Source organism: Sterolibacterium denitrificans (assembly GCF_900174485.1).
In the GTDB taxonomy this organism is placed as follows: domain Bacteria; phylum Pseudomonadota; class Gammaproteobacteria; order Burkholderiales; family Rhodocyclaceae; genus Sterolibacterium; species Sterolibacterium denitrificans.
The window spans coordinates 1,111,292-1,132,683 of record NZ_LT837803.1 but is presented as its reverse complement, the minus strand read 5'-3'; the positions used below and the strand labels follow the sequence as shown (position 1 = coordinate 1,132,683).

19 protein-coding genes are annotated in these 21,392 nt (G+C 65.6%); 18 read left to right on the top strand and 1 reads right to left on the bottom strand.

Features of this window, described 5'->3' with window-relative positions; all coding sequences use genetic code 11:
• Nucleotides 1-152 precede the first annotated feature (152 nt).
• From rpmI to SDENCHOL_RS05080, 18 genes are all read left to right on the top strand, one after another.
• Nucleotides 153-350: a 50S ribosomal protein L35 gene (rpmI, locus tag SDENCHOL_RS05165; protein ID WP_154716264.1), complete on the top strand. Its 198-nt coding sequence runs from the start codon at nt 153-155 to the stop codon at nt 348-350.
• A 12-nt stretch (nt 351-362) separates the two neighbouring features.
• Nucleotides 363-722 (top strand): 50S ribosomal protein L20, encoded by a 360-nt coding sequence (gene rplT / locus SDENCHOL_RS05160; protein ID WP_154716263.1) that lies wholly within the window; start codon nt 363-365, stop codon nt 720-722.
• A gap of 70 nt (nt 723-792) precedes the next feature.
• Nucleotides 793-1,824 carry a phenylalanine--tRNA ligase subunit alpha gene (pheS, locus tag SDENCHOL_RS05155; protein WP_154716262.1) on the top strand — a complete coding sequence of 344 codons (1,032 nt, stop codon included), beginning with the start codon at nt 793-795 and terminating at the stop codon, nt 1,822-1,824.
• A 34-nt stretch (nt 1,825-1,858) separates the two neighbouring features.
• Entirely contained in the window at nt 1,859-4,264 is a 2,406-nt protein-coding gene (gene pheT, locus SDENCHOL_RS05150; protein WP_154716261.1) for a phenylalanine--tRNA ligase subunit beta, read from the top strand.
• 84 nt (nt 4,265-4,348) lie between these two features.
• Nucleotides 4,349-4,663: an integration host factor subunit alpha gene (locus SDENCHOL_RS05145; protein ID WP_154716260.1), complete on the top strand. Its 315-nt coding sequence runs from the start codon at nt 4,349-4,351 to the stop codon at nt 4,661-4,663.
• Nucleotides 4,644-5,012, top strand: a complete 369-nt coding sequence (locus tag SDENCHOL_RS05140) for a MerR family transcriptional regulator (protein WP_154716259.1) — start codon at nt 4,644-4,646, stop codon at nt 5,010-5,012. Before SDENCHOL_RS05145 ends, SDENCHOL_RS05140 begins: the two co-directional genes overlap by 20 nt.
• 197 nt (nt 5,013-5,209) lie before the next feature.
• Complete coding sequence (locus SDENCHOL_RS05135; protein WP_154716258.1) at nt 5,210-6,712, top strand: YifB family Mg chelatase-like AAA ATPase; 1,503 nt, start codon at nt 5,210-5,212, stop codon at nt 6,710-6,712.
• Between the two features lie 39 nt (nt 6,713-6,751).
• Nucleotides 6,752-7,981, top strand: a complete 1,230-nt coding sequence (locus SDENCHOL_RS05130) for a multidrug effflux MFS transporter (RefSeq protein ID WP_231912916.1) — start codon at nt 6,752-6,754, stop codon at nt 7,979-7,981.
• A gap of 185 nt (nt 7,982-8,166) precedes the next feature.
• Nucleotides 8,167-10,005 carry a pilus (MSHA type) biogenesis protein MshL gene (mshL, locus tag SDENCHOL_RS05125; RefSeq protein ID WP_172954998.1) on the top strand — a complete coding sequence of 613 codons (1,839 nt, stop codon included), beginning with the start codon at nt 8,167-8,169 and terminating at the stop codon, nt 10,003-10,005.
• 253 nt (nt 10,006-10,258) lie between these two features.
• Nucleotides 10,259-10,918: a tetratricopeptide repeat protein gene (locus tag SDENCHOL_RS05115; RefSeq protein WP_154716255.1), complete on the top strand. Its 660-nt coding sequence runs from the start codon at nt 10,259-10,261 to the stop codon at nt 10,916-10,918.
• A gap of 54 nt (nt 10,919-10,972) precedes the next feature.
• On the top strand, nt 10,973-12,718 hold the full coding sequence (locus SDENCHOL_RS05110; RefSeq protein WP_172954997.1) for a GspE/PulE family protein: 1,746 nt from the start codon (nt 10,973-10,975) through the stop codon (nt 12,716-12,718).
• 12 nt (nt 12,719-12,730) lie between these two features.
• A complete protein-coding gene (locus tag SDENCHOL_RS05105) occupies nt 12,731-13,939 on the top strand; it encodes a type II secretion system F family protein (protein ID WP_154716253.1) in 1,209 nt (402 codons plus the stop codon).
• Nucleotides 13,940-13,949: 10 nt separating this feature from the next.
• Complete coding sequence (locus tag SDENCHOL_RS05100) at nt 13,950-15,479, top strand: hypothetical protein (RefSeq protein ID WP_154716252.1); 1,530 nt, start codon at nt 13,950-13,952, stop codon at nt 15,477-15,479.
• Complete coding sequence (locus SDENCHOL_RS05095; protein WP_154716251.1) at nt 15,476-16,075, top strand: hypothetical protein; 600 nt, start codon at nt 15,476-15,478, stop codon at nt 16,073-16,075. The genes SDENCHOL_RS05100 and SDENCHOL_RS05095 overlap by 4 nt, the downstream gene beginning before the upstream one ends.
• Nucleotides 16,072-16,506 carry a hypothetical protein gene (locus SDENCHOL_RS05090; RefSeq protein ID WP_154716250.1) on the top strand — a complete coding sequence of 145 codons (435 nt, stop codon included), beginning with the start codon at nt 16,072-16,074 and terminating at the stop codon, nt 16,504-16,506. Before SDENCHOL_RS05095 ends, SDENCHOL_RS05090 begins: the two co-directional genes overlap by 4 nt.
• On the top strand, nt 16,503-18,644 hold the full coding sequence (locus SDENCHOL_RS14120) for a hypothetical protein (protein ID WP_172954996.1): 2,142 nt from the start codon (nt 16,503-16,505) through the stop codon (nt 18,642-18,644). The genes SDENCHOL_RS05090 and SDENCHOL_RS14120 overlap by 4 nt, the downstream gene beginning before the upstream one ends.
• Nucleotides 18,644-19,393, top strand: a complete 750-nt coding sequence (locus SDENCHOL_RS05085) for a prepilin-type N-terminal cleavage/methylation domain-containing protein (RefSeq protein WP_172954995.1) — start codon at nt 18,644-18,646, stop codon at nt 19,391-19,393. The genes SDENCHOL_RS14120 and SDENCHOL_RS05085 overlap by 1 nt, the downstream gene beginning before the upstream one ends.
• Before the next feature lie 152 nt (nt 19,394-19,545).
• Entirely contained in the window at nt 19,546-20,211 is a 666-nt protein-coding gene (locus tag SDENCHOL_RS05080; protein WP_154716248.1) for a prepilin-type N-terminal cleavage/methylation domain-containing protein, read from the top strand.
• A 79-nt stretch (nt 20,212-20,290) separates the two neighbouring features.
• On the opposite strand, the gene SDENCHOL_RS05075 is transcribed toward SDENCHOL_RS05080, so the two are convergent.
• Nucleotides 20,291-21,277 (bottom strand): diaminopimelate dehydrogenase, encoded by a 987-nt coding sequence (locus SDENCHOL_RS05075; protein ID WP_154716247.1) that lies wholly within the window; start codon nt 21,275-21,277, stop codon nt 20,291-20,293.
• Nucleotides 21,278-21,392: the final 115 nt, after the last annotated feature.

The window sequence follows — 21,392 nt, the reverse complement described above, 5'->3', positions numbered from 1 at the left end:
CAGCAGCAACCGCTCCTGCGGCAACCCCGCCGGAGCGCCGAATCACCCGCTGCGGCGCAGTCGGTCGCAACGGGCATGACAAGTGGTTTCGGGTCATCCAAGTGCTTTCAGGGAGAAAGCCACCCGGCGCCATGTTAAAAAGGAGATCTTCGATGCCGAAGATGAAAACCAAGAGCGGTGCCAAGAAGCGCTTCAAAGTGCGCAGCGGCGGTACCATCAAACGCGCCTCGGCGTTCAAGCGTCACATCCTGACCAAGAAGACGACCAAGAGCAAGCGCCAGTTGCGCGGCGTCACCGCAGTCGTCGCGGCCGATGTGAAATCCGTCCGGGCGATGATGCCCTACGCATAAGGAGAGCTTGAAATGTCCCGAGTCAAACGTGGTGTAACGGCGCGCGCGCGCCACAAGAAAGTTCTCGCCCAGGCCAAGGGCTATCGCGGTCGCCGCAAGAACGTCTATCGCGTCGCCAAACAGGCGGTGATGAAGGCCGGTCAGTATGCCTACCGCGACCGCCGTCAGCGCAAGCGCCAGTTCCGCGCCCTGTGGATCGCCCGGATCAACGCCGGCGCGCGCGAACTGGGCATGAACTACAGCAATCTGATGAACGGCCTGAAGAAAGCCGCCATCGAAATCGATCGCAAGGTTCTTGCCGATCTGGCCGTCTTCGACAAGCCGGCTTTCGCCGCGCTGGCCGACCAGGCCAGGGCCAAGCTGGCGGCCTGATCCTCCAGGCACCGAAAAAAGGAGGCAGTGCCTCCTTTTTTTACTTGTCCGCTCCCTCGGCCCCATGCTCATGCAAAACATCGAACACCTCATCGCGCAGGCGACTGCCGAGTTTGCCGGCATCGACGATGCCGTCCAACTCGAACAGGCGAAGGCCCGCTACCTCGGCAAAAGCGGTCTGCTGACCGAGCAACTGAAAAACCTCGGCAAGCTGCCGGCAGAGGAAAAGCGCAGCGCCGGTGCCGTGATCAATCGCGCCAAGAGCGCCATCGAAACCGCGCTGAACGCACGCCGCGAGGACATCAAGCGCGCCGCACTGGCAAGCCAACTGGCCGCCGAGGCCCTGGACGTCACCTTGCCGGGACGCGGTCACGGTCGTGGCGCCCTGCATCCGACCATGCGCACCCTGGAGCGTATCGAGCAATTGTTTGCCTCGATCGGCTTTGCCGTCGCCGACGGCCCGGAAATCGAGGAAGACTGGTACAACTTCACCGCGCTCAACCAGCCGGAAAATCATCCGGCACGTTCGATGCACGACACCTTCTATCTCGACGGCGCGCCCGGCGTCCTACTGCGCACCCACACCAGCCCGGTGCAGATCCGCCACATGCAGGCGCACGTGGCGCAGCACAAGGCACTGCCGACGATGCCGGAAATCCGCATCATCGCGCCGGGACGGGTGTATCGCGTCGATTCGGACGCCACCCACTCGCCGATGTTCCACCAGGTCGAGGGCCTGTGGGTGGGCGAGGACATCAGCTTTGCCGATCTCAAGGGCGTGATCGCCGATTTCCTGCGCCGCTTCTTCGAAAGTGATGAACTGCAGGTGCGCTTCCGCCCGTCCTTCTTCCCGTTCACCGAGCCCTCCGCCGAAATCGACGTCGCCTTCATGAGCGGCGCGCTCGAAGGCCGCTGGCTGGAAATCGCCGGCTGCGGCATGGTGCATCCCGAGGTGCTGAAGAATGGCGGCATCGACGCGGAGCGCTACACCGGCTTCGCCTTCGGCATGGGCCTCGATCGCCTGACCATGCTGCGCTACGGCATCAACGACCTGCGCCTGTTCTTCGAAGGCGATTTGCGCTTCCTCGCGCAGTTCAGCTAAAGCCAACGAAGCCTAACGATTACCTGACGACATCATGCAATTTTCCGAAAACTGGTTGCGCAGCCTCGTCAATCCGCCGCTCGACGGCGCCGCCCTCGCCCACCTGCTGACCATGGCCGGGCTGGAAGTCGAGGAAAGCCGCCCCGTCGCCCCCGCCTTCGGCAATGTCGTGGTGGCCGAGGTGCTTGCCGTCGACAAGCATCCCGATGCCGACAAGCTCAAGCTGTGCAAAGTTGCCGTCGGCCAGGGCGAACCGCTGCAGATCGTCTGCGGCGCGCCCAATGTGGCGGCCGGCATGAAAGTCCCCTGCGCCCTCGTCGGCGCCAATCTGCCGGGCATCACCATCAAAAAGGCCAAGGTGCGCGGCATCGAGTCCTTCGGCATGCTCTGCTCGGCGCGCGAACTGGGCATGACCGAGGAAGACCAGGGCGGCCTGCTGGCGCTGGCTGCCGATGCGCCCGTCGGCCAGGACATCCGTGCGCATCTGCAACTGGACGACCGGCTGCTCACCCTCAAGCTCACGCCGAACCGCGCCGACTGCCTCTCGCTCGCCGGCATTGCCCGCGAAGTGGCCGCGCTCACCGGCGCACCGCTCACGCTGCCGGAAATCCAGCCGGTCGCGCCCACGCACGACCAGCAGCGTCAGATCGTTCTCGATGCGCCGCAGGCCTGCCCGCGCTACTGCGGCCGCATCATCAAGGGCGTCGATGCGCGTGCCGCGACGCCGGCCTGGATGGTGCGGGCACTGGAACGCAGCGGCATCCGCAGCATCAGCGCCAGCGTCGATGTGACCAACTACGTCATGCTCGAACTCGGCCAGCCGCTGCATGCCTTCGACAATGCCCGGCTGAACGGCGCAATCCACGTGCGCCTGCCGCGGCCGGGCGAGCAGCTCAAGCTGCTCAACGAGCAGACCGTGACGCCCGCCGCCGATTCGCCACTGATTGCCGACGAAGCCAACGGCGGCCGCGCACTCGCGCTGGCCGGCATCATGGGTGGCGCCGACAGCGGCGTGACCGACGCCACGACGGAGATATTTCTCGAAAGCGCCTTCTTCACGCCCGCCGCCATTGCCGGCAAGGCGCGTGAGCTGGGCTTCTCCAGCGACTCCTCCTACCGCTTCGAGCGTGGCGTCGATTTCGACCTGCCGCGCCGCGCCATCGAACGCGCCACCCGGCTGATCCTCGATCTTTGCGGCGGCGAACCCGGCCCGCTCGTCGAAGCGCTGGCCGGCGAGCATCTGCCGCAACGCGCAGCGGTCCGCCTGCGTGGCGCGCGCGCGCGGAAAGTCCTGGGCATTCCGCTCGACGACGCGCAGATCGAAGCGCTGCTGCAGCGGCTGGGCTTCCCCCTGCGGCGCGCGGCTGATGATGCCGGCAGCTTCATCGTCACGCCGCCCTCGTATCGCTACGACATCGAAATCGAAGCCGACCTGATCGAGGAAATCGCCCGCCTCCACGGCTACGACAACATCCCGGCGCCGGCCCCGCGCGGCCGCATCGAAATGCGGCCGCTGCCGGAAACGCGCCGTCTGCCGATGCACATCCGTCACCAGATCGCCGAGCGGGATTACTTCGAGGTCGTCAACTACAGCTTCATCGATGCCACCTGGGAAGCCGATTTCTGCGCCAACACCAACCCCATCGCCCTGGCCAATCCGATCGCCAGCCAGATGAACGTGATGCGCAGCAGCCTGATCGCCGGCCTGGTCAACACGCTGGCCTACAATCTCAAGCGCCGCATCCAGCGCGTGCGCATTTTTGAAATCGGCCGCTGCTTCCTGCCCGCCGACGACGGCCAGCAGGTGGCCGGCTACCGCCAACCGCTACGCCTTGCCGGTCTTTGCACCGGCCCCGCCGCTCCCCTGCAATGGGGCGAGAAGGCGCGAGCCGTGGACTTCTACGACGTCAAGGCGGACGTCGAAACGCTGTTCGGCAACCGCAGCCACGCGCTGTCGTTCGCCAAGTCGGCTCATCCAGCCCTGCATCCGGGCCGCGCCGCCGACATACTGCTCGACGGCCAGGTGGTCGGCATGCTGGGTGAAATCCATCCGGCCTGGGTACAGAAATACGAACTCGGCAGCGCTCCGGTCGTCTTCGAGATCGACCTGGACGCACTCGGCAGCCAGCCGCTGCCGCAATATCGCCCGGTCTCGCGCTACCCTTCGGTCGAGCGCGATCTGGCCCTGCTGATGGCCCAGGATCAGCCCGTGCAACCGCTCATCGACGCCCTGCGCGCGGCGGCGCCGGCCATCGTCCAGCGCATCGAACTGTTCGATCTGTACCAGGGCAAAGGTATCGCTCCGGAGCAAAAAAGCCTTGCTTTCCACATAGTTATGCAAGATACTGAGGGCACTTTGGCGGATGCGGAAGTGGATGCCGCAATACAAAATCTGATCGATATCGCAACCCGCCAGTTCGCCGCGACCCTGCGTTCCTGATGCCAGGAATCCGCCAGACCAAACGAACCAGATACCCGGTAGCACACTCGGAAACACCCGTCACACTAGATTCAGGGAGCAGGCATGACACTGACCAAGGCTGAACTCGCCGACTTGCTGTTTGAAAAAGTCGGCCTGAACAAGCGCGAGGCAAAAGACATGGTCGAGGCTTTCTTCGAGGAAATCCGCAGCGCCCTGGAAAGTGGCGACAGCGTCAAGCTCTCCAGCTTCGGCAATTTCCAGTTGCGCGACAAACCGCAACGTCCGGGCCGCAATCCCAAGACCGGCGAGGAAATCCCCATCACGGCCCGGCGCGTCGTGACCTTTCATGCCAGCCAGAAGCTGAAGAACGCCGTCGAAAACCTGAAACCGGGAAACAATGGCAGCCTCTGGCACTAACGAACCTCTGCCGCCCATCCCCGCCAAGCGTTATTTCACCATCGGCGAGGTCAGCGAACTGTGCGGCGTCAAGCCGCACGTGCTGCGCTACTGGGAACAGGAATTCACCCAGTTGCGCCCGGTCAAGCGGCGCGGCAACCGTCGCTATTACCAGCACCATGAAGTCCTGCTGGTCCGCCGCATCCGCGAACTGCTGTACCAGGAAGGCTTCACCATCAGCGGCGCGCGCAGCCGGCTCGACGACCCGGTCGGCAAATCCACTGCCAGCGAATCAGCGCCTGCGCTACCCCTGAGCGCGCAGGCATTGCGCGCCGAACTTGCCAGCATCATCGAATCCCTGCAGGTCTGACCGCTGCACTGCGGCGGTCCATGGCAAACCCCGCAAACCCGGCAAGCTCATCAGCACAGGCAAGCCGCGCCTGAATCACGGCAAGCGATAGTCCAGGATACGGCAGCATCGCGGCCGCATGCCGAAGGATTACGTCCATGGCATGCAATTTCGGGCAATCCGCCTATAATCGGCCGTCCTCATCACGCCCCTTTGCCATGTCCCTTGCCGTCCTCAGGTCGCGCGCCATTTCCGGCATGGACGCGCCCGAAGTCATCGTCGAAGTGCATCTTGCCGCCGGTCTGCCGCGGTTCACGCTGGTCGGCCTGCCGGATACCGAAGTCAAGGAAGCACGGGACCGGGTTCATGCCGCAATCCAGAATTGCCGCTTCGAATTCCCCCAGCGGCGCATCACGGTCAACCTCGCGCCCGCCGACCTGCCCAAGGAGTCCGGCCGTTTCGACCTGCCGATCGCCCTCGGCATCCTGATTGCCACGGGCCAGCTCAAGGCAAGGGATCTCGACGCCCACGAATTCGCCGGCGAGCTGGCCCTGGGCGGCGAACTGCGCCCGGTGCGCGGCGCCCTGGCGATGGTCGCCGCCATGGCCAGCCAAACCGATGCAACGCAACGCAGCTGCATCCTGCCGGCGGCAAGCGCGGCGGAAGCCGCCCTGGTGCGATCGGCCAGCATCCTGCCGGCGCGCAGCCTGCTGGAAGTCTGCGCCCATCTTGCCGGCCAGCAGCCATTGACGCCGCTGGGCGCACCCGCCATGGCCACCACATCCAGCGAGGCCGACCTGACCGAGGTCAAGGGACAGCAGCAGGCCCGACGCGCGCTGGAAGTCGCCGCCGCCGGCGCGCACAGCCTGCTGTTCAGCGGGCCGCCGGGTACCGGCAAGTCGATGCTGGCCAGCCGCTTGCCCGGCATCCTGCCGCCGCTGACGGAAGCCGAGGCGCTGGCCAGCGCCGCCGTGCATTCGCTGGCCGGGCGCTTTCGCGTCGAACACTGGGGGCAACGGCCATTTCGCGCGCCGCACCATTCCGCCTCGACGGCCGCGCTGGTCGGCGGCGGCAGCGTGCCGCGGCCCGGCGAAATTTCCCTGGCCCACAACGGCGTGTTGTTTCTCGATGAATTCAGCGAATTCGACCGGCGCGTACTCGAAGCCCTGCGCGAACCGCTGGAAACGGGCCACGTCTGCATCTCGCGGGCGGCCCGCCGCGCCGATTTTCCAGCACGCTTCCAGTTGATCGCGGCGATGAATCCCTGCCCGTGCGGTTGGCTGGGTCACGCCAACGGCAAGTGCCGCTGCACGCCCGAGCAGGTGATGAAATATCGCGGCAAGCTCTCCGGCCCGCTGCTCGATCGCATCGATCTGCTGATCGAAGTCCCGGCGCTTTCCGACGACGAGCTGCAAAGCCGGGCGAGCAGTGAAAGCAGCGCCACGGTCCGCCAGCGCGTGATGGCCGCGCGTGAGCGCCAGCTCGAACGCCAGGGCAAGACCAATGCGCTGCTCGGTTCGGCCGAAATCGACGCCTATTGCACGCCGGATGCCGCCGGCAGCCATCTGCTCAGGCAGGCGATCAGCCGCCTGTCCCTGTCCGCCCGCGCCTACCATCGCGTGCTCAAGGTGGCGCGCAGCATCGCCGATCTGGCCGGCAGCGAGCAAATCACTCAAGCGCATATCGCCGAAGCGATACACTACCGCCGCGCCGCCGGGTAAACTCACGGTTTACCTTGCCTCACCCGCTTCACCCGCGTCATGAAAACACCGGCAGCACCCGATGCGCGCGACGCATCGTCGATGACCGGAATCGCCGTTCTGCTGGCCTTGCTGGCCATGATCGGCCCCTTCTCCATCGACACCTACCTGCCCGCCTTCCCGGCCATGGCCGGGAGCCTGCGCGCCACACCGTTGCAGATCCAGCAAACCCTGACGGCCTATCTGCTGCCCTTCGCGGTGATGATGCTCTGGCATGGCGCGATTGCCGACGCGCTCGGCCGGCGCCGGGTGATCCTCTGCGGACTCGCCGTATACAGCCTGGCCTCGCTGCTCTGCGCATTGACCAACCGGCTCGAGCTACTGCTGCTGGGCCGGGTGCTGCAGGGACTTTCCGCCGGCGCCGGCACGGTGATCGGCCGTGCCGTGGTGCGCGACCTGCATGAAGGCGCGGCAGCGCAGCGCCTGATGGCGCACGTCAGCATGCTGTTCGCCATCGCCCCGGCGCTGGCCCCCATCCTCGGCGGCTGGCTGCATGGACTGTTCGGCTGGCAAGCCATCTTCTTCTTCCTGGCCCTGTTCGGCGGCGCGCTGTGGCTGGCGGTTTTCCTGCGGCTGCCGGAAACCCTGCCCGCAGAAGCACGCCAGCCGCTGCACCCCGCCAGGCTCTGGCATGCCTATCGCGAAGTTTTCTCCGGGCGCGTGTTCGTTGGCCTTTCGCTGGCGCTGGCCTGCAATTTCAACGGCATGTTTCTGTACGTGCTGTCGTCGCCGGTATTTCTCATCAAGCACCTGCACCTGACGCCACAGGACTTTGCCTGGCTGTTCGTGCCCTCCGTTGCCGGCATGATGCTCGGCTCCTTTTTCTCGGGCCGTCTTGCCGGTCGCCTCAGCAGCCGCAGCACCATACTGCTCGGCTATCTGCTGATGGGCCTGGCCGCCGCGGGCAACATCGGCATCAACCTGCTGCTGCCGCCCAGCCTGCCCTGGATGATCCTGCCGCTCCCGCTCTACACCATCGGCATGGCCCTGACCGTGCCCAGCCTGCAACTGCTGGCGCTCGACCTGCATCCGCAACGGCGCGGCCTGGCCTCGAGCTGCCAGGGATTGATCCAGACCAGCCTCATCGTCCTCAGCGCCGCCGTGCTCGCCCCGCTGCTCTGGGCCACCCCGCTCCTGCTGGCCGGCGGCATGGCCGCATCCATGGTCTGCGGCCTGCTTGCCTTCATGATTGCCTGCAGGATAGGCGCACCGCAAAAACAGGGCGCCTGAGCGCACACGGAAAAAAGGAGATGCAGCCGGGATCGATTTAAGTACGTTTGACTAATCATTATCGTTATGACGATAATCGAATGATGACAAAGTACTTCAATCACCCGCAGTCTTCGGCAACCCGCACAAAGCATCGGCAACCCGTACCCGCATCCGCCACGCCGCGTTCACTGGCATGGCGGCGCATGGCATGCTCCGCCAGCGCGATCCTGCTGCTGCCCCTTGCGGCCTGCGCGCCGCTGCCACAAGCGCCCTCGCCGCAACATCTCGAACCGGCCATGGCAACGCCGGGGCAGGCGCCGGATTTCATCCGTCAACCGCCCCTGCCACCGCCGCCAGCACCTGCCGCGGCGGCGCAACGCGATACTTACAGCATCGCCGTGCACGACATCGACGCCCGCGAGCTGCTGTTCGTCCTGGTGCGCGACGGCAAGCTCAATGCCGACATCCATCCGGGCATCCGCGGTACGGTGACCATGAACGCGATCGACCAGAGCCTGCCGGAAATTCTCGAGCGCATCGCCGAACAGGTGGACATGCGCTACAAGATCAGCGATCGGCATCTGTCCGTCCAGCCAGACGCCCCCTATCTGAAAAACTATCGCGTGGATTACCCGAACATCCAACGCAATGTGCAAAGCACCGTCAGCACCTCGACCAGCCTCGGCGCCTCGGGCAGTCCGGCCATCGGCAATACGGGCAGCGCTGCCGGCAATATCGGCAGCGGCGCGGGAAATTCATCGACGACCACGGTCAGCAACGCCGCCAACAACCGCTTCTGGGAAACCATGATCGCCAACCTGCGCGATCTGCTGCACGAAACCGACAAAATCCTGCCTGCCGGCTCCAGCGAAACCGTGACCGAACAAAGCGGCCAGCAGACCGCCTCCCTGCAGCCCGGCGCAAATGCTGCTGCCCTGCCGAATCCCGGCAACCGCAACAAGACGGCCGCCAGATCCGATCCGCTGCCGGCGACGCTCACGCAACAGGGCACTTCCGTCGTCCGCCACACGACCTTTCGCGAAGCCGCCTCGGTTATCGCCAATCCGGAAACCGGCATCGTCAGCGTGCGCGCCACGGAGCGCCAGCACAAGAAAGTGCGTGAATTTCTCGACGGCATCATGAGCAGCGCGCGCCGCCAGGTGCTGATCGAAGCCACCATCGTCGAGGTCGATCTGTCCGAGCGTTACCAACAGGGCATCGACTGGCGCATCGTGCGCAAACTCGGCAGCAGCGCCGGCTCCCAGATCACGCTGCAGCCGGACGGCCCCTACACCAGCAGCATGGCAACCGGCGGTCTGGTCGGCAGCCTGGCCACCCTGAACTGGCAGAAGGCCCGGAGCGGAAGCGACATCAACGCCGCCATCAAGCTGCTCGAATCCTTCGGCACGCTGCGGGTCCTCTCGAGCCCGAAGATTTCAGTGCTCAACAGCCAGAGCAGTCTGCTCAAGGTCGTGGATAACGAAGTCTATTTCACCATCACCGCCACGGCCGGCACCGCCGCCACCGCCACCACGCCAGCCATCGAACCGACCTACCAGACCAGCGTCAATACCGTGCCGATCGGCTTCCTGATGAGCGTGACGCCGCAAATCAGCGCGAGCGGCGAAGTCATCCTCAACCTGCGGCCAACCATCAGCCGCATCAGCGGCTATGCACTCGATCCGAATCCCGTCCTTGCGGCAAACAACCTGAGCAATCCCATTCCCATCATCCAGACGCGCGAAATGGAATCCCTGATGCGCGTGCGCAGCGGCGACATCGCCATCCTCGGCGGGCTGATGCAGGATGCGCGCAACGATCGCAGCGACGAAGTGCCCGGCCTCAACCGCGTGCCGGCCGTGGGCGAGCTGTTCAGGTTCAGGGACAACCTCAACCGCAAGTCGGAGCTGGTGGTCTTCCTGCGGCCGACGGTGCTCGATGATGCCAATGCCAGCCTCGAAGGCGACTTCGTCGATCATCGCCACCTGCTGTCCGATGCCCGCAGCGCTTTCGACGCGCCGGCCGCGCCGCATCGTCATTAGCCTCAGGAAGGCCGCATGATTCCATCATCCAAATCCCACGGACACCGATATCGCCGGCACCTGCGTCACGCCACCCGCGTCGTCGCCTTCAGCATCGCCATGTCCGGTGCAAGCGGCAGCCACGGCGCGAATATCGATACCGTCCATGCTGCCGAGGGCGCACGAACCGCACAGACCGCGCAAACCGCACAGAGCACCGCCATCCTGACGAAAAAAATCTCCCCCAAGAAAATCCCGCGCCCCAGTCATCGCCATGCGTCCGGCCACATCGAATGCGCTGGAAACCGGCTACGCCGCGCTGATGAGAGGCGACTACCTCGCCGCAGAAGCTGCCTACCGCCAGGCCCTGCAGCACCCTGCCGACGAACGCGACGCCTGGCTGGGGCTGGCCTCGGTCGCCCACCATCAGGGCCGCCTCGATGCGGCATGGGAAGGCTATCGACGCGTGCTGCGGCACGACCCGCAGAACCTCACCGCCCAGGCCGGCTTGATCGGCTTGCTCTCGACCACCGCGCCGGAAAATGCCGCCGCCCTGGCGCGCGAGCTGGCCGAGCGCCACCCGCAATCGGCGGCTGCCCAAGCCGTGCTGGGCGAGACACTGGCACGCACGGAACGGCTCGCCGAAGCCCGGCAGGCATTCCTTGCCGCCAGCACGCTGGCACCGAACGACGGCATCCATGCCTACAACCTGGCGGTCGCCCTCGACCGCCTGCAGCGGCCGGCGCAAGCCGCCAGTCATTACGAACGGGCGATCTTTCTTGCCGGACAAAGTGGCATGGGCGACGCGGGCGGAGCGTACGGATTGGTACACCGCAGCCTGCTGGACGTCGCCCGGCAGCGGCTGGCACAACTGCGTCCCCGGACAGCGGCGGTAGAAACGCCGACACAGCCCTTGCCCCAGCCCCAACCTTGATCACCCTCTCACCATCCGCAATCCCGCGCGGCAGAAAGCATGCTTATGAACGTCATGGAGTCACGCAGAAAAGAAGCCACGCGCCTCGGCGAGTTGCTGATCAGCCGCGGCCTGTTGAGCCAGGACCAGTTGCGCATCGCCCTGCACGAACAGCAAGCCGCCGGCCAGACACTCGACGAAGTGCTCGTCGCCCTCGGCTTCATCGCGGCAGACAGCCTGCGCGACATCCTCGCGGAGCGGCTTGGCCAGCAGCCCGTCTGCCTGAAGAACCTGGTCGCCGATTCCCACGCGCTCGCCTGCATTCCACGGCAATTTGCCCGCCGCCATGGCGTGTTTCCGGTCAGCCATGACGCCGCCCGCAATGAACTGCTGGTCGCCAGCGCCAATCCCGCAGACATCGTTGCCGCCGATCAATTGCATGCCCTGCTGGGCAGCCGGATCCGGACGACCTGGCGGCGCGCCACCAGCGAGGAGATCCTTGCCGCCATCGACCACTTCTACGATCACGAACTGAGCATCGACGGCATCCTGCACGAACTCGAAACCGGCCATATCGACGAATCCAGTCTGAGCCTGGCCAACCAGGGCTACAGCCACCCCATCGTGCGTCTGATCGATGCGCTGCTGACCGAAGCCGTGCGGCACGGCGCCTCGGACATCCACTGCGAACCGGAAGCGCAATTCCTGCGCCTGCGCTATCGCATCGACGGCGTACTGCGCCAGATGCGCGTGCTGCATCTGCGCTACTGGTCGGCCATGCTGGTGCGCCTCAAGGTGATGTCCGGCATGAACATTGCCGAAAGCCGCGCGCCCCAGGATGGCCGGATCACCCTGAGCATCGCCGGCAGCCCGCTGGATTTCCGCTGCGCCGTGCAACCGACCATCCACGGCGAAAACTTCGTCCTGCGCATCCTCGATCGCCAGCGCGGCATCGTGCCGTTCGAACGGCTGGGATTCTCGGCAAGCCAGCTCGCCTTGCTGAAGCGGATGCTGGCCCGCCCGGAAGGCATGCTGCTGATGACCGGGCCGACCGGCTCCGGCAAGACGACCACGCTGTATTCCATCCTCGGCCATCTGAACACCGCCGGGGTCAACATCATGACCCTCGAAGATCCGGTCGAATACGCGCTGCCGGGCATTCGCCAGACTTCGCTGTCCGAGGCGGTCAAGCTGGATTTCGCCGAAGGCGTTCGCGCCCTGCTGCGCCAGGATCCCGACATCATCCTGGTCGGCGAAATCCGCGATCGGGACACCGCCGGCATGGCGCTGCGGGCGGCGATGACCGGCCATCAGGTGTTCTCGACGCTGCACACCAACTCCGCCGTCCGCGCCATCCCGCGCCTGTTCGACCTGGGCATTCCGCCCGAGGTGCTGGCCGGCAATCTCATCGGCATCATCGGCCAGCGCCTGGTGCGCATGCTCTGTCCGCAATGCAAGCAGCCGGATCGGCCAACGGCGGAAGAAATGCGCCTGTTTGGCGCAGCGGCGCATGAACCGCCTGTCGTGTATCGCCCGCAAGGTTGCCCGGGCTGCGGCTTCACCGGCTACAAGGGACGCACCGCCATCGTCGAGCTGCTCAGGATCGATCGCGATTTCGACGAACTGATCTCACGGCGCGCCAGCCTGCGCATCATGAACGACCATGCCGCAAGCCTGGGCTTCACCAGCATGGCCCAGGACGGGCTGCGGCGCGTTCTCGACGGCATCACGACCATGGAGGAAATCGGCCGCGTCATCGATCTGACTGAAATGGCCACAATGACCGCAATGATCGCCATGACCGAAAACCGCTATGGCTGAACCGGGAAACTGATGCCCTACTACCGCTACCGCGCCAGCGACGCACGAGGCCGCATCACCAAGGGTCGCATGGAAGCCCTGCACGACACCGATCTCGAAGCCCGGCTGAAAACCCTCGGCCTCGTGCTGATGCGCGCCACACCGCACGGAACGCGGCAGCGCGCCGGCACGCGCTTGCCGGCGCGGGCGCTCATCGACTTCCTGTTTCAACTCGAAATGCAGTTGCACGGCGGCATTCCGATCCGCACGGCGCTGGCCGACATGCGCGACGCGGGCGACGCTGCCGAAGCGGCGGCAGTCCGCCGGCTTGCCGCCAGCCTGCTGACGAGGATAGAAAGCGGCGCAACCCTGGCCGAAGCCATGCAGGCACATCCCGGCGTTTTCTCCACGGTCACCTGCAGCCTGATCCGCGCCGGCGAACTCAGCGGCCAACTGCCGGAAGTGCTCGGCGAGATCGTCCGCTCGCTGAAATGGCAGGACGAAATGCTGTCCAAGACCCGCAAACTGCTGATCTACCCGCTCTTCGTCACGGCCGTCATCGGCGCCGTGGCATTTTTCCTGATGACCTATCTGGTGCCACAACTGCTCGGCTTTCTGCGCAGCATGGGCGGTGAAATCCCGCTGCACACGCGCGCCCTGCTGGCACTCTCACAGCTCCTTGCCGATTACTGGTGGGCCATGCTGGCTCTGCCCGCCGGCATGGCGCTCGGACTGGCCGCGCTGGTACGCCGCCGGCCCGCCCTGCGTTACCGCCTGCACCAGGCCGTGCTGGCCATGCCTTATGTCGGCGGCATCATCGGCAAGAGCATCCTCGCGCGTCTGGCCGACACCTTCGCCCTGATGTATCGCAGCGGCATTCCGGTCCTTGAAGGACTCGCCTGCTGCGAGCAGGTTTCCGCCAGCCTGGTGTTCCAGCAGGCCATTGCCCGGGCACGCGCGCGCATCGCCAACGGCGAAGCCATCTCCGCCAGCTTCGCCGCCGAACCGCTCTTTCCCGCCATGTTCATCCGCATGCTGAAAGTGGGAGAAACCACCGGCGCGCTCGACACCGCGCTCGGCAACATCAATTACTTCTACAGCCGCGACATCGAAGCCTCGATCGCCAGGGTGCAGGCCCTGATCGAGCCGGTCATGAGCATCGTCATGGGACTGATCCTCGGCTGGATCATGCTCTCCGTGCTCGGCCCGATCTACGACACCATTGCGTCGATCAAGGTCTGAGGTCGGCGTCATGAGCATCCTGCTGCATTTCACCATGCACGGCGCCCGCTACTGGCAGCACCGCAAGCACGGCTGGCAGCCATGCGACGAGCCGCCGAGGACGAACGATCCCGTCTGGGTGCTGACCGATCTTGCCGGCGAAAGCTTCGTCGACGTTGAAGTACCGCCGCTCCACGGACGCGACCGGCGCGACCTCATCGAGCGCCAGTTGGCAGCGCATTTTCCGGATACCACTTGGCGGACGGCACTGCGCGTTCGCTCGGCAGAACGCCGCCAGCGCCACGCCGTGCCAGCAGCGCCAATGGCAACGATGCGCTGCCTCCTCTTCGGCATCAGCGATGGCAAGAAGCTGGATGCGGAACTCGATGCACGCAATGTTTCCATCGCCGCGCTGAACGCCACCTCACTGCTGCTGGCCGGCATCGGGCAGGATCCGCAACTGCCTGCCGAACTGTTCATCGTGCTGCCCGAACCCTCCGGCTTGCGCATCGTCTTTCTCCAGCACCACAGACCGCTGCTGACGCGCCTAGCGCCCTGGCAGGCACAGGCGGAGACACAGACACAAACACTCGTCGAAGAAATCGGGCGCACCTGCCGCCACCTGGAAAGCGCCCACATTCTGCCGCGCGATCAGCAGGCTGCAGCCACGCCGCCGCTGCTGATCCTCGGCAGGCAGGCGGAACATGCAGAACTCGAGACGGCACTGGCCGCCGCCAATTACACCCTCCTTGCAAGTCCTGCCGCCTGGCAGCGCCTCCAGGACAACAGCGATCGCCCCCTGTTCGACCTGGCCATGCGCAAACAGCCGTTCGGCCAGTTGGCCCCGCTCGCGCGCCGCCGCCATCATCTGGCCGCCCGGCTGCGCAAACCCGCCCTGGCGGCCTCGCTGCTGCTCGCCATGGCAGGCACGGCCGCCACCGCCGGCAACTTCATGGAATATCGCCAACTGCAGCAGCGCCTCGCCGAACAGCAAGCCACGCTGCAGCAACTGAACGCGGCGATTGCCATGCTCGATCAGCAGCACGCCGACCTTGAGACAAACCCCGCGCTGCTCCACCAGACCATACGGCTGCATGCCCGAGAACTCGCCGCGCCGCCTTCTTTCGCGCGCTACCTGCACGCGCTGGCAGCCATCCTCGACGAACCCGGCCAGGTGCCACTCAGGCTGAACCGCCTGGAATGGCGCCTGCCCGACGGGCAAGCGAGTCTCTGCGCCACGTCCATGCCCGCAGCCGACACGCCGAATCAGGAACGCCTGGCCGAAGTAAACATCACCATGCAACTGCCCGAAGCCCGGCCCGCATCGAGCAGGGCAGCGACCCTGCAGGGCATTTCCAGCCGGCTGGCGCGTCTGCCCGGCACCCGCCTCGTCGTCGATCCGGCCCGCGCGCTCGCCCATGCGACCCTGCAGGGCGACACGCAGGCAGACAACCGCGAGCCCCATGCCAACTGGTGTCTGGCGCTGGTTGCCGGCGAACCACTCGAACCAGCCGAAGCCGGCGACACGAACGCAGCAAACGCCGCGGACCAACAGCCATGAGCCCCTGGCGCGGCATCCTTGCGGCAGCGCGCGGCAGCCTGATCCTGCTCGGCAGCGTGCTGCTGACGACATTGCTGGCGGTGGCCTTCGGCGCCCATGCCGTCAACACGCTGCGCAGCGAACAGCAACAGCAGAAAAACCGGATTGCCGACTTGCAGCACAACCTGCAGGACAAGCGGCAGACGCAGGATTTTCTGCTGCGGCATGCCGAAGCATTCCAGCGCCTGGCCGCGCGGGGCATGCTGCGGGAACCCGACCGCGACCACTGGATCGGCCAACTGCTGGCCGCCCATCGCCAGCTCGATCTGCCGCCCACGCTCAAATACACCCTGCCGCCGCCACGCCCTGCCGCCGCAGATATATCGACGGCGGCCTCATCCCCGGCCGGCACCGCCTGGCTGCACGAGCTGGAGTTCAGCCTGGAAAACATCCACGAAGCAGAACTGCTGACGCTGATCGATCGATTCGGCAGCTCGATCACCGAACCCTTCCGCATTCAGCATTGCCGTCTTTCGCAGGCCCGGGCGGAAGGCCTGAGCGCGCAATGCACGCTGCGTTTCTTCAGTCTGCTGCCACGGGATGCGCCACAGCCATGAACCAACCTCATCGCCTCAGCCAGACGCTGCGATTCATCCGCCGGATTTTCCTGTGCGGCCTTTTCTGCCTGGTTCTGCCGACCATGGCAGCGCCGGCAGGCACGCCAGCAACCAGAGTGCTCGGCAGCCTGTTCTACAGCCCGGCAGAGCGCCTGGCCATGCAACGCCAGCGCGCCAGCGAGCGGCCGACGACGGCATCCGCGCCCGCCAGCGGCAGCGTTCACAAACTCGACGGCCTGGTGCGCCACAGCAGCGGCAGCAGCACCGTCTGGCTCAATCGCCAGGCCATGACCACTGAATCTGCCAGCCTCCTGCTCGGCAAGCCGATGGCGCACGACGCCCTGCGCATCGGCGAAATCCGTGATCTGACCAGCGGCCGGCGAGACGACCTGCTCCCACCCGGCAGTATCGAGATTCAGCACCAGCCATGAGGAGACTGCGGCACCGGCAAGCCGAATCCGGCGCGGCCCTGCTGGCAATGCTGCTGATCCTGGCGCTGTTCGCCGTCACGTACACCGTCCGGTTTTTTCAGGGAACGGCGCTCGCCGAACGCAATGCACGGCTGCGCATCGACCATGTCGCGCTCAATCACGCCAGGGAAGCCGTGATCGGCTCGGCCATCACTTACCGCGATACGCACCCCAACGAAGTCTTCGGCTATCTGCGCTGCCCGGATCTGACCAACGAAAAAGGCGAAGCCGCTACGCCGTGCGGCGCGCGCGACCTGTCCAGCCTGGGCCGCCTGCCCTGGAAAACCCTGGGACTGCCGGCGCTGCGCGATCATGCCGGCGAATGCCTCTGGTACGCCGTCGCCGGACGCGCCAAGAACAATCCGAAAACCACCGTATTCAACTGGGACACCACCGGCCAATTCATCGTGCGCGATGCCGCCGGCAACATCCTGGCCGGCGCCAGCCCGCATCAACGTCCGCTGGCGCTGATCCTCGCGCCCGGCTTTGCCAGCGGCGGACAGATTCGTCCCAATCCTTCCTCAGCTTCCCCAGCGTCCAACCCACCTTCGGAATGCGGCGGCAGCGCCTCGGCGGCCAGCTATCTCGAAAGCATCGGCGACGCGCAGGGCAACATCGGCATCGACATCACGCCGATCACCCTGAGCACAGCGCAGACACCGGCTGCGCCGGAAGCGGCCGGCAGCAGCCACAACAACGATACCGCCACCTGGATCACCAGCGACGATCTCTTCCAGCGCATCATGCGGCGCCACGACTTCGGCCGCGACATCGACGTCATGCTCGACGACTTCGCGGCCTGCCTCGGCAACTGGCCCACGGCCGACCTGCCGCCCACATCGGCCACGGCCAAGGGTTTGCTGGATGCGGCAACGCTCTGTCCACCCGCCGCGCTCGACCAGGAAAACAATGTCCGCAGCAACTGGGAAGATCAATTGCTCTACGCCAGACCTGCCGTCGCCGCGCAGGTGCACAGCGACGGCAACGCCTACGATGGCTGCGCTGCCATCCTGCTGTTCGGCGGCATGCGCACGGCACGGCAAAGCCGCGCCGACGACGGTGAGAAAAGCAATCCCGCCATGTATCTCGAAGACGGCAATGCCGCGCTGTTCCCCACCAGCGGCCTGTATGTCGGCGGGCACGGCTTCACGCCCAACGATCCGAGCCGCGAGCTGTTGCGCTGCATACGCGGTCTGCCGCCGCACATGCAGCAGATTTCCCTGGCCGGCAACCTCGATGAATTTCTCGTCACTGGCGCCGGCCTCGAGAAGAAAAAGGACCTGCCCGCCGCACCCGCGAATCCGGCAACCCGCTCCGGCAGATCGAGCATCACTGTCAGCAGCAATGACGGGTTGGCCGCAGGCTGCCTGTGGCATCCGCAGCCGCTCCCGCTGGCAGGCAGGCGCTGGCGCATTTATTACAGCTTTCGCTTCGCGCTTTCGGACACCCATGCCACCGCCGCCAACCAGACCACGGCGGATCGCGGCAAGGGTTTCACGCTGCAGATCGTGCGTGGCGATCGCGGCGTGCCGGACAACTGCGGCGCACTGGCCGACATGGGCGTGCTGGGGCCCGCCGATCCGCGCGGCGCATCTTCCCTGCTCATCGAAACGGACGTCCACCAGGACGGCGCGCACAACGATCCGCCGGGCAATCACAGCGCCATCCTGCTGAATGGCGATCTGGCGCACGACACGGCGCTGGGTGCCAACTGCAACGGCAGCGTCAGCGGCTGCCGCCACACGCCGGCCAGCAAGTTCGAGGACACGCCCATGGCCACGCACAACCAGCGCATCGAAATCCACACGGGCTGCGACGGCAATTGCAGCAACTGCGATCCCGCGGCCCACGGCAGCGGCGGCCGCTCGCATGCCCGCATCGAGGTATGGATCGACTGCCGGCAATGCCAGGACATCCGCGCCGACCTGCCAGCCGGCCAGGCCGCCAGCCTCGCGCGCTGCATCGCGCTGCCGGACGAACTGGAAACGGCCCATTTTGGCTTCACCGGCGGCTTCCTGCCAGCGCCTGCGGGCGCCACAGGCAACGCCGCGCCCCGACAGGCCGTGAGCATCGGCAACTTCTATCTGGGGGTGGAGTGATGCGCATTCATCCGCATCCATATCCGCATCGGCCTCAGCGCGGTTTCAGCCTGATCGAAATGGCCATCGTGCTGCTGGTCGTCGGCCTGCTGCTGGGCAGCGGCCTGGGGCTGCTTGGCGCGCAGCTTGATCTGCAACGCACCCGGGCCAGCCAGAAAATCCTCGAAGACGCCAGAGAAAGCCTGATCGGTTTCGCCATGGCCAACGGCCGCCTGCCCTGCCCGGCCAGTCCGGTTTCGCAAGGCATCGAAAGCCCCGAAGGCGGCGGCGTCTGCACGCATCCCTACGACGGCCTGCTGCCGGGGGTGACCCTGGGTCTGCCGGGTGTCGATGGCCAGGGCTACCTGACCGATGCCTGGAGCCTGCCCGCCAACCGCATCCGCTATGCCGTGACCACGGCTCACGGCAGCAGCGCAACCACCACCGACGGCATGCGCAACACCGGCATGGCCACATTCACCCCCAACCTCAGCGTCTGCAGCAGCGCCAGCGGCATGACGGCCAGCAGTTGCGGCGCGGCCACCGCGCTGACCAACACGGCCGTCGCCGTCATCCTTGCGCCCGGCAAGAACGCCGCCAGCGGCGGCAGCGGACTGGATGAGGCGACGAATCTTGCCGGCAATCGCTTCTTCGTCAGCCACGCCCCCAGCGCCAGCGGCGCTGCCAACGGCGAGTTCGACGACATCCTCACCTGGCTGTCGAGCAATGTGCTGTACAGCCGGCTGGTGCAGGCCGGCCGCCTGCCGTGATGCTCGATGAGCCGCCCGCCATCCGGCATTCACAGCGCACAGCGCACGACGGCATTGCATTGGAATTCATGCTTTCCAATGTCATAATTCCGCCGGTTACCCTAACGGCTACAAGCTGACTATCATTCACCATCGAGCAAAAGGAGCGCTTCATGAAAAATCTGCCCGCACCCGTCGCAACCCGCCAATCCGGCTTCACCCTGGTCGAAATCGCCATCGTCCTGGTCATCATCGGCCTGCTGCTGGGCGGCGTGCTGAAAGGTCGGGAGATGATCGAAAACGCCAAGGTCAAGAACGCCATCAACGAAATGAACGGCGTCTCTGCCGCCTACAACAGCTACATCGACCGCTACCGCCGCATTCCGGGTGACGATGGCTCGCTGGAGACACTGAAAACACGTGGCGGAAGCTGGGCAACCATCACGGCGGCCGGCGACAACAACAGCGCCCTGGGCATCACCCAGGGCCAGGTTTTTACGGGTGAAGGCGAAGGCACGGCCTTCTGGCAGCATCTGCGGGCAGCCGGCTTCATCAGCGGCAACCCGGCCGAAACGGGTACGGCCGCCCTGCCGCGCAATGCCTTCAACGGCTTGATGGGTGTGGGCAGCGGCGTCACCGGCATGACCGGCAGCACCGTCTGTCTGGGGCAAGTCCCGGGCAAGTCCGCCCGCCAACTCGACACCCAGCTCGACGACGGCGACGGCGACACCGGCAGCGTCCGCGCAACGGAAGGCGGCAGCTCAGGCGACACCGCCCCTGGCACGGCAAGCGCAAGCTACAGCGACGAGAAACTCTATACCGTCTGCCGCATGCTATAGGAGGTATGGGAGGCCAGCGCCCCTGCTCGATGGCGGCAACGCCATGCAGGGGCGAGTTTCAAAACCCGCCCTTGCACTCTTACAGCAACTCCTTGCGCAAGTCCGCCGCCGTCTTGGGTGACAGCAAACCCGGTGCAATGTCGAATACCGTTCTGGCGCCTACCTCGCCGCCCTTGCCGAGCCGGTAGGCCGCACGCGCATAGGCCACCAGCACGCTGGCGGTGAACTCCGGATTGCTTTCGAGCTTGAGTCCGAATTCCAGCATCTGCCGCGTGCCGGCCCCCGTCGTGCCGCTGCGGATGACGTAACCGCCATGCGGCATTGCGGCATGCTCGCGCTGCAATTCCGCCGCGCTGATGAAGTTCACGGTGGTATCGTAATCGGCGAAATAATCCGGCATGGTGACGATCGCCTGCCTGACGGCCTGCGCATCCGCGCCGGCTTCGAGCACCACATAGCAGTCGCGGACATGTTTCTCGCGCGTGCTCAGGTTTGCGCATTCACCACTGCGCGCGCGCGCCATGGCCTCCGCCGAAGGCACGGTGTACTGCACCGCATTCTGCACGCCCGGCACGCGGCGCAAGGCATCGGAATGCCCTTGGCTGACGCCCTTGCCCCAGAAGGTATCGCCCGCGCCCTCCGGCAGCAGCGCCTCGCCATACAGGCGATACAGGGAGAACAAACCGGGATCCCAGCCCACTGAAATCACGGCGATCCGATTGCCGCGCCGCGCCGCCTCATCCACTGCGGCAAAGTATTCCGGAATCTTCGCATGGGTATCGAAGCTATCGACCGTGTTGAACAGGGCCGCAAGCGCCGGCCCCTGCTCGGGCAAATCGGTGCGCGAGCCGCCGCAGAGGATGAGCACATCGATGTCCGCCGTGAAATCGGCAATGCCGTCCATGCCATGCACCGGCACGCCGGCACTCTGCAGCTTCAGCGCGCCGGGATCGCGCCGGGTGAACACCGCCGCCAGCGCCATGTCCGGCGCCTGGGCCAAAGCCAATTCGACGCCCCGGCCCAGATTGCCGTAACCTGCGATGCCGATTCTGATCCTGTCGCTCATGATCCATGTCTCTCCTGTAAGGGGGGAGGGATTATAAAAGGACCCGGGAGATGCGCGCTGATCAATCGCAATCGTCAGCACGGCGCGTTTGACGGCAGTTGCGGGAACGGAGGAA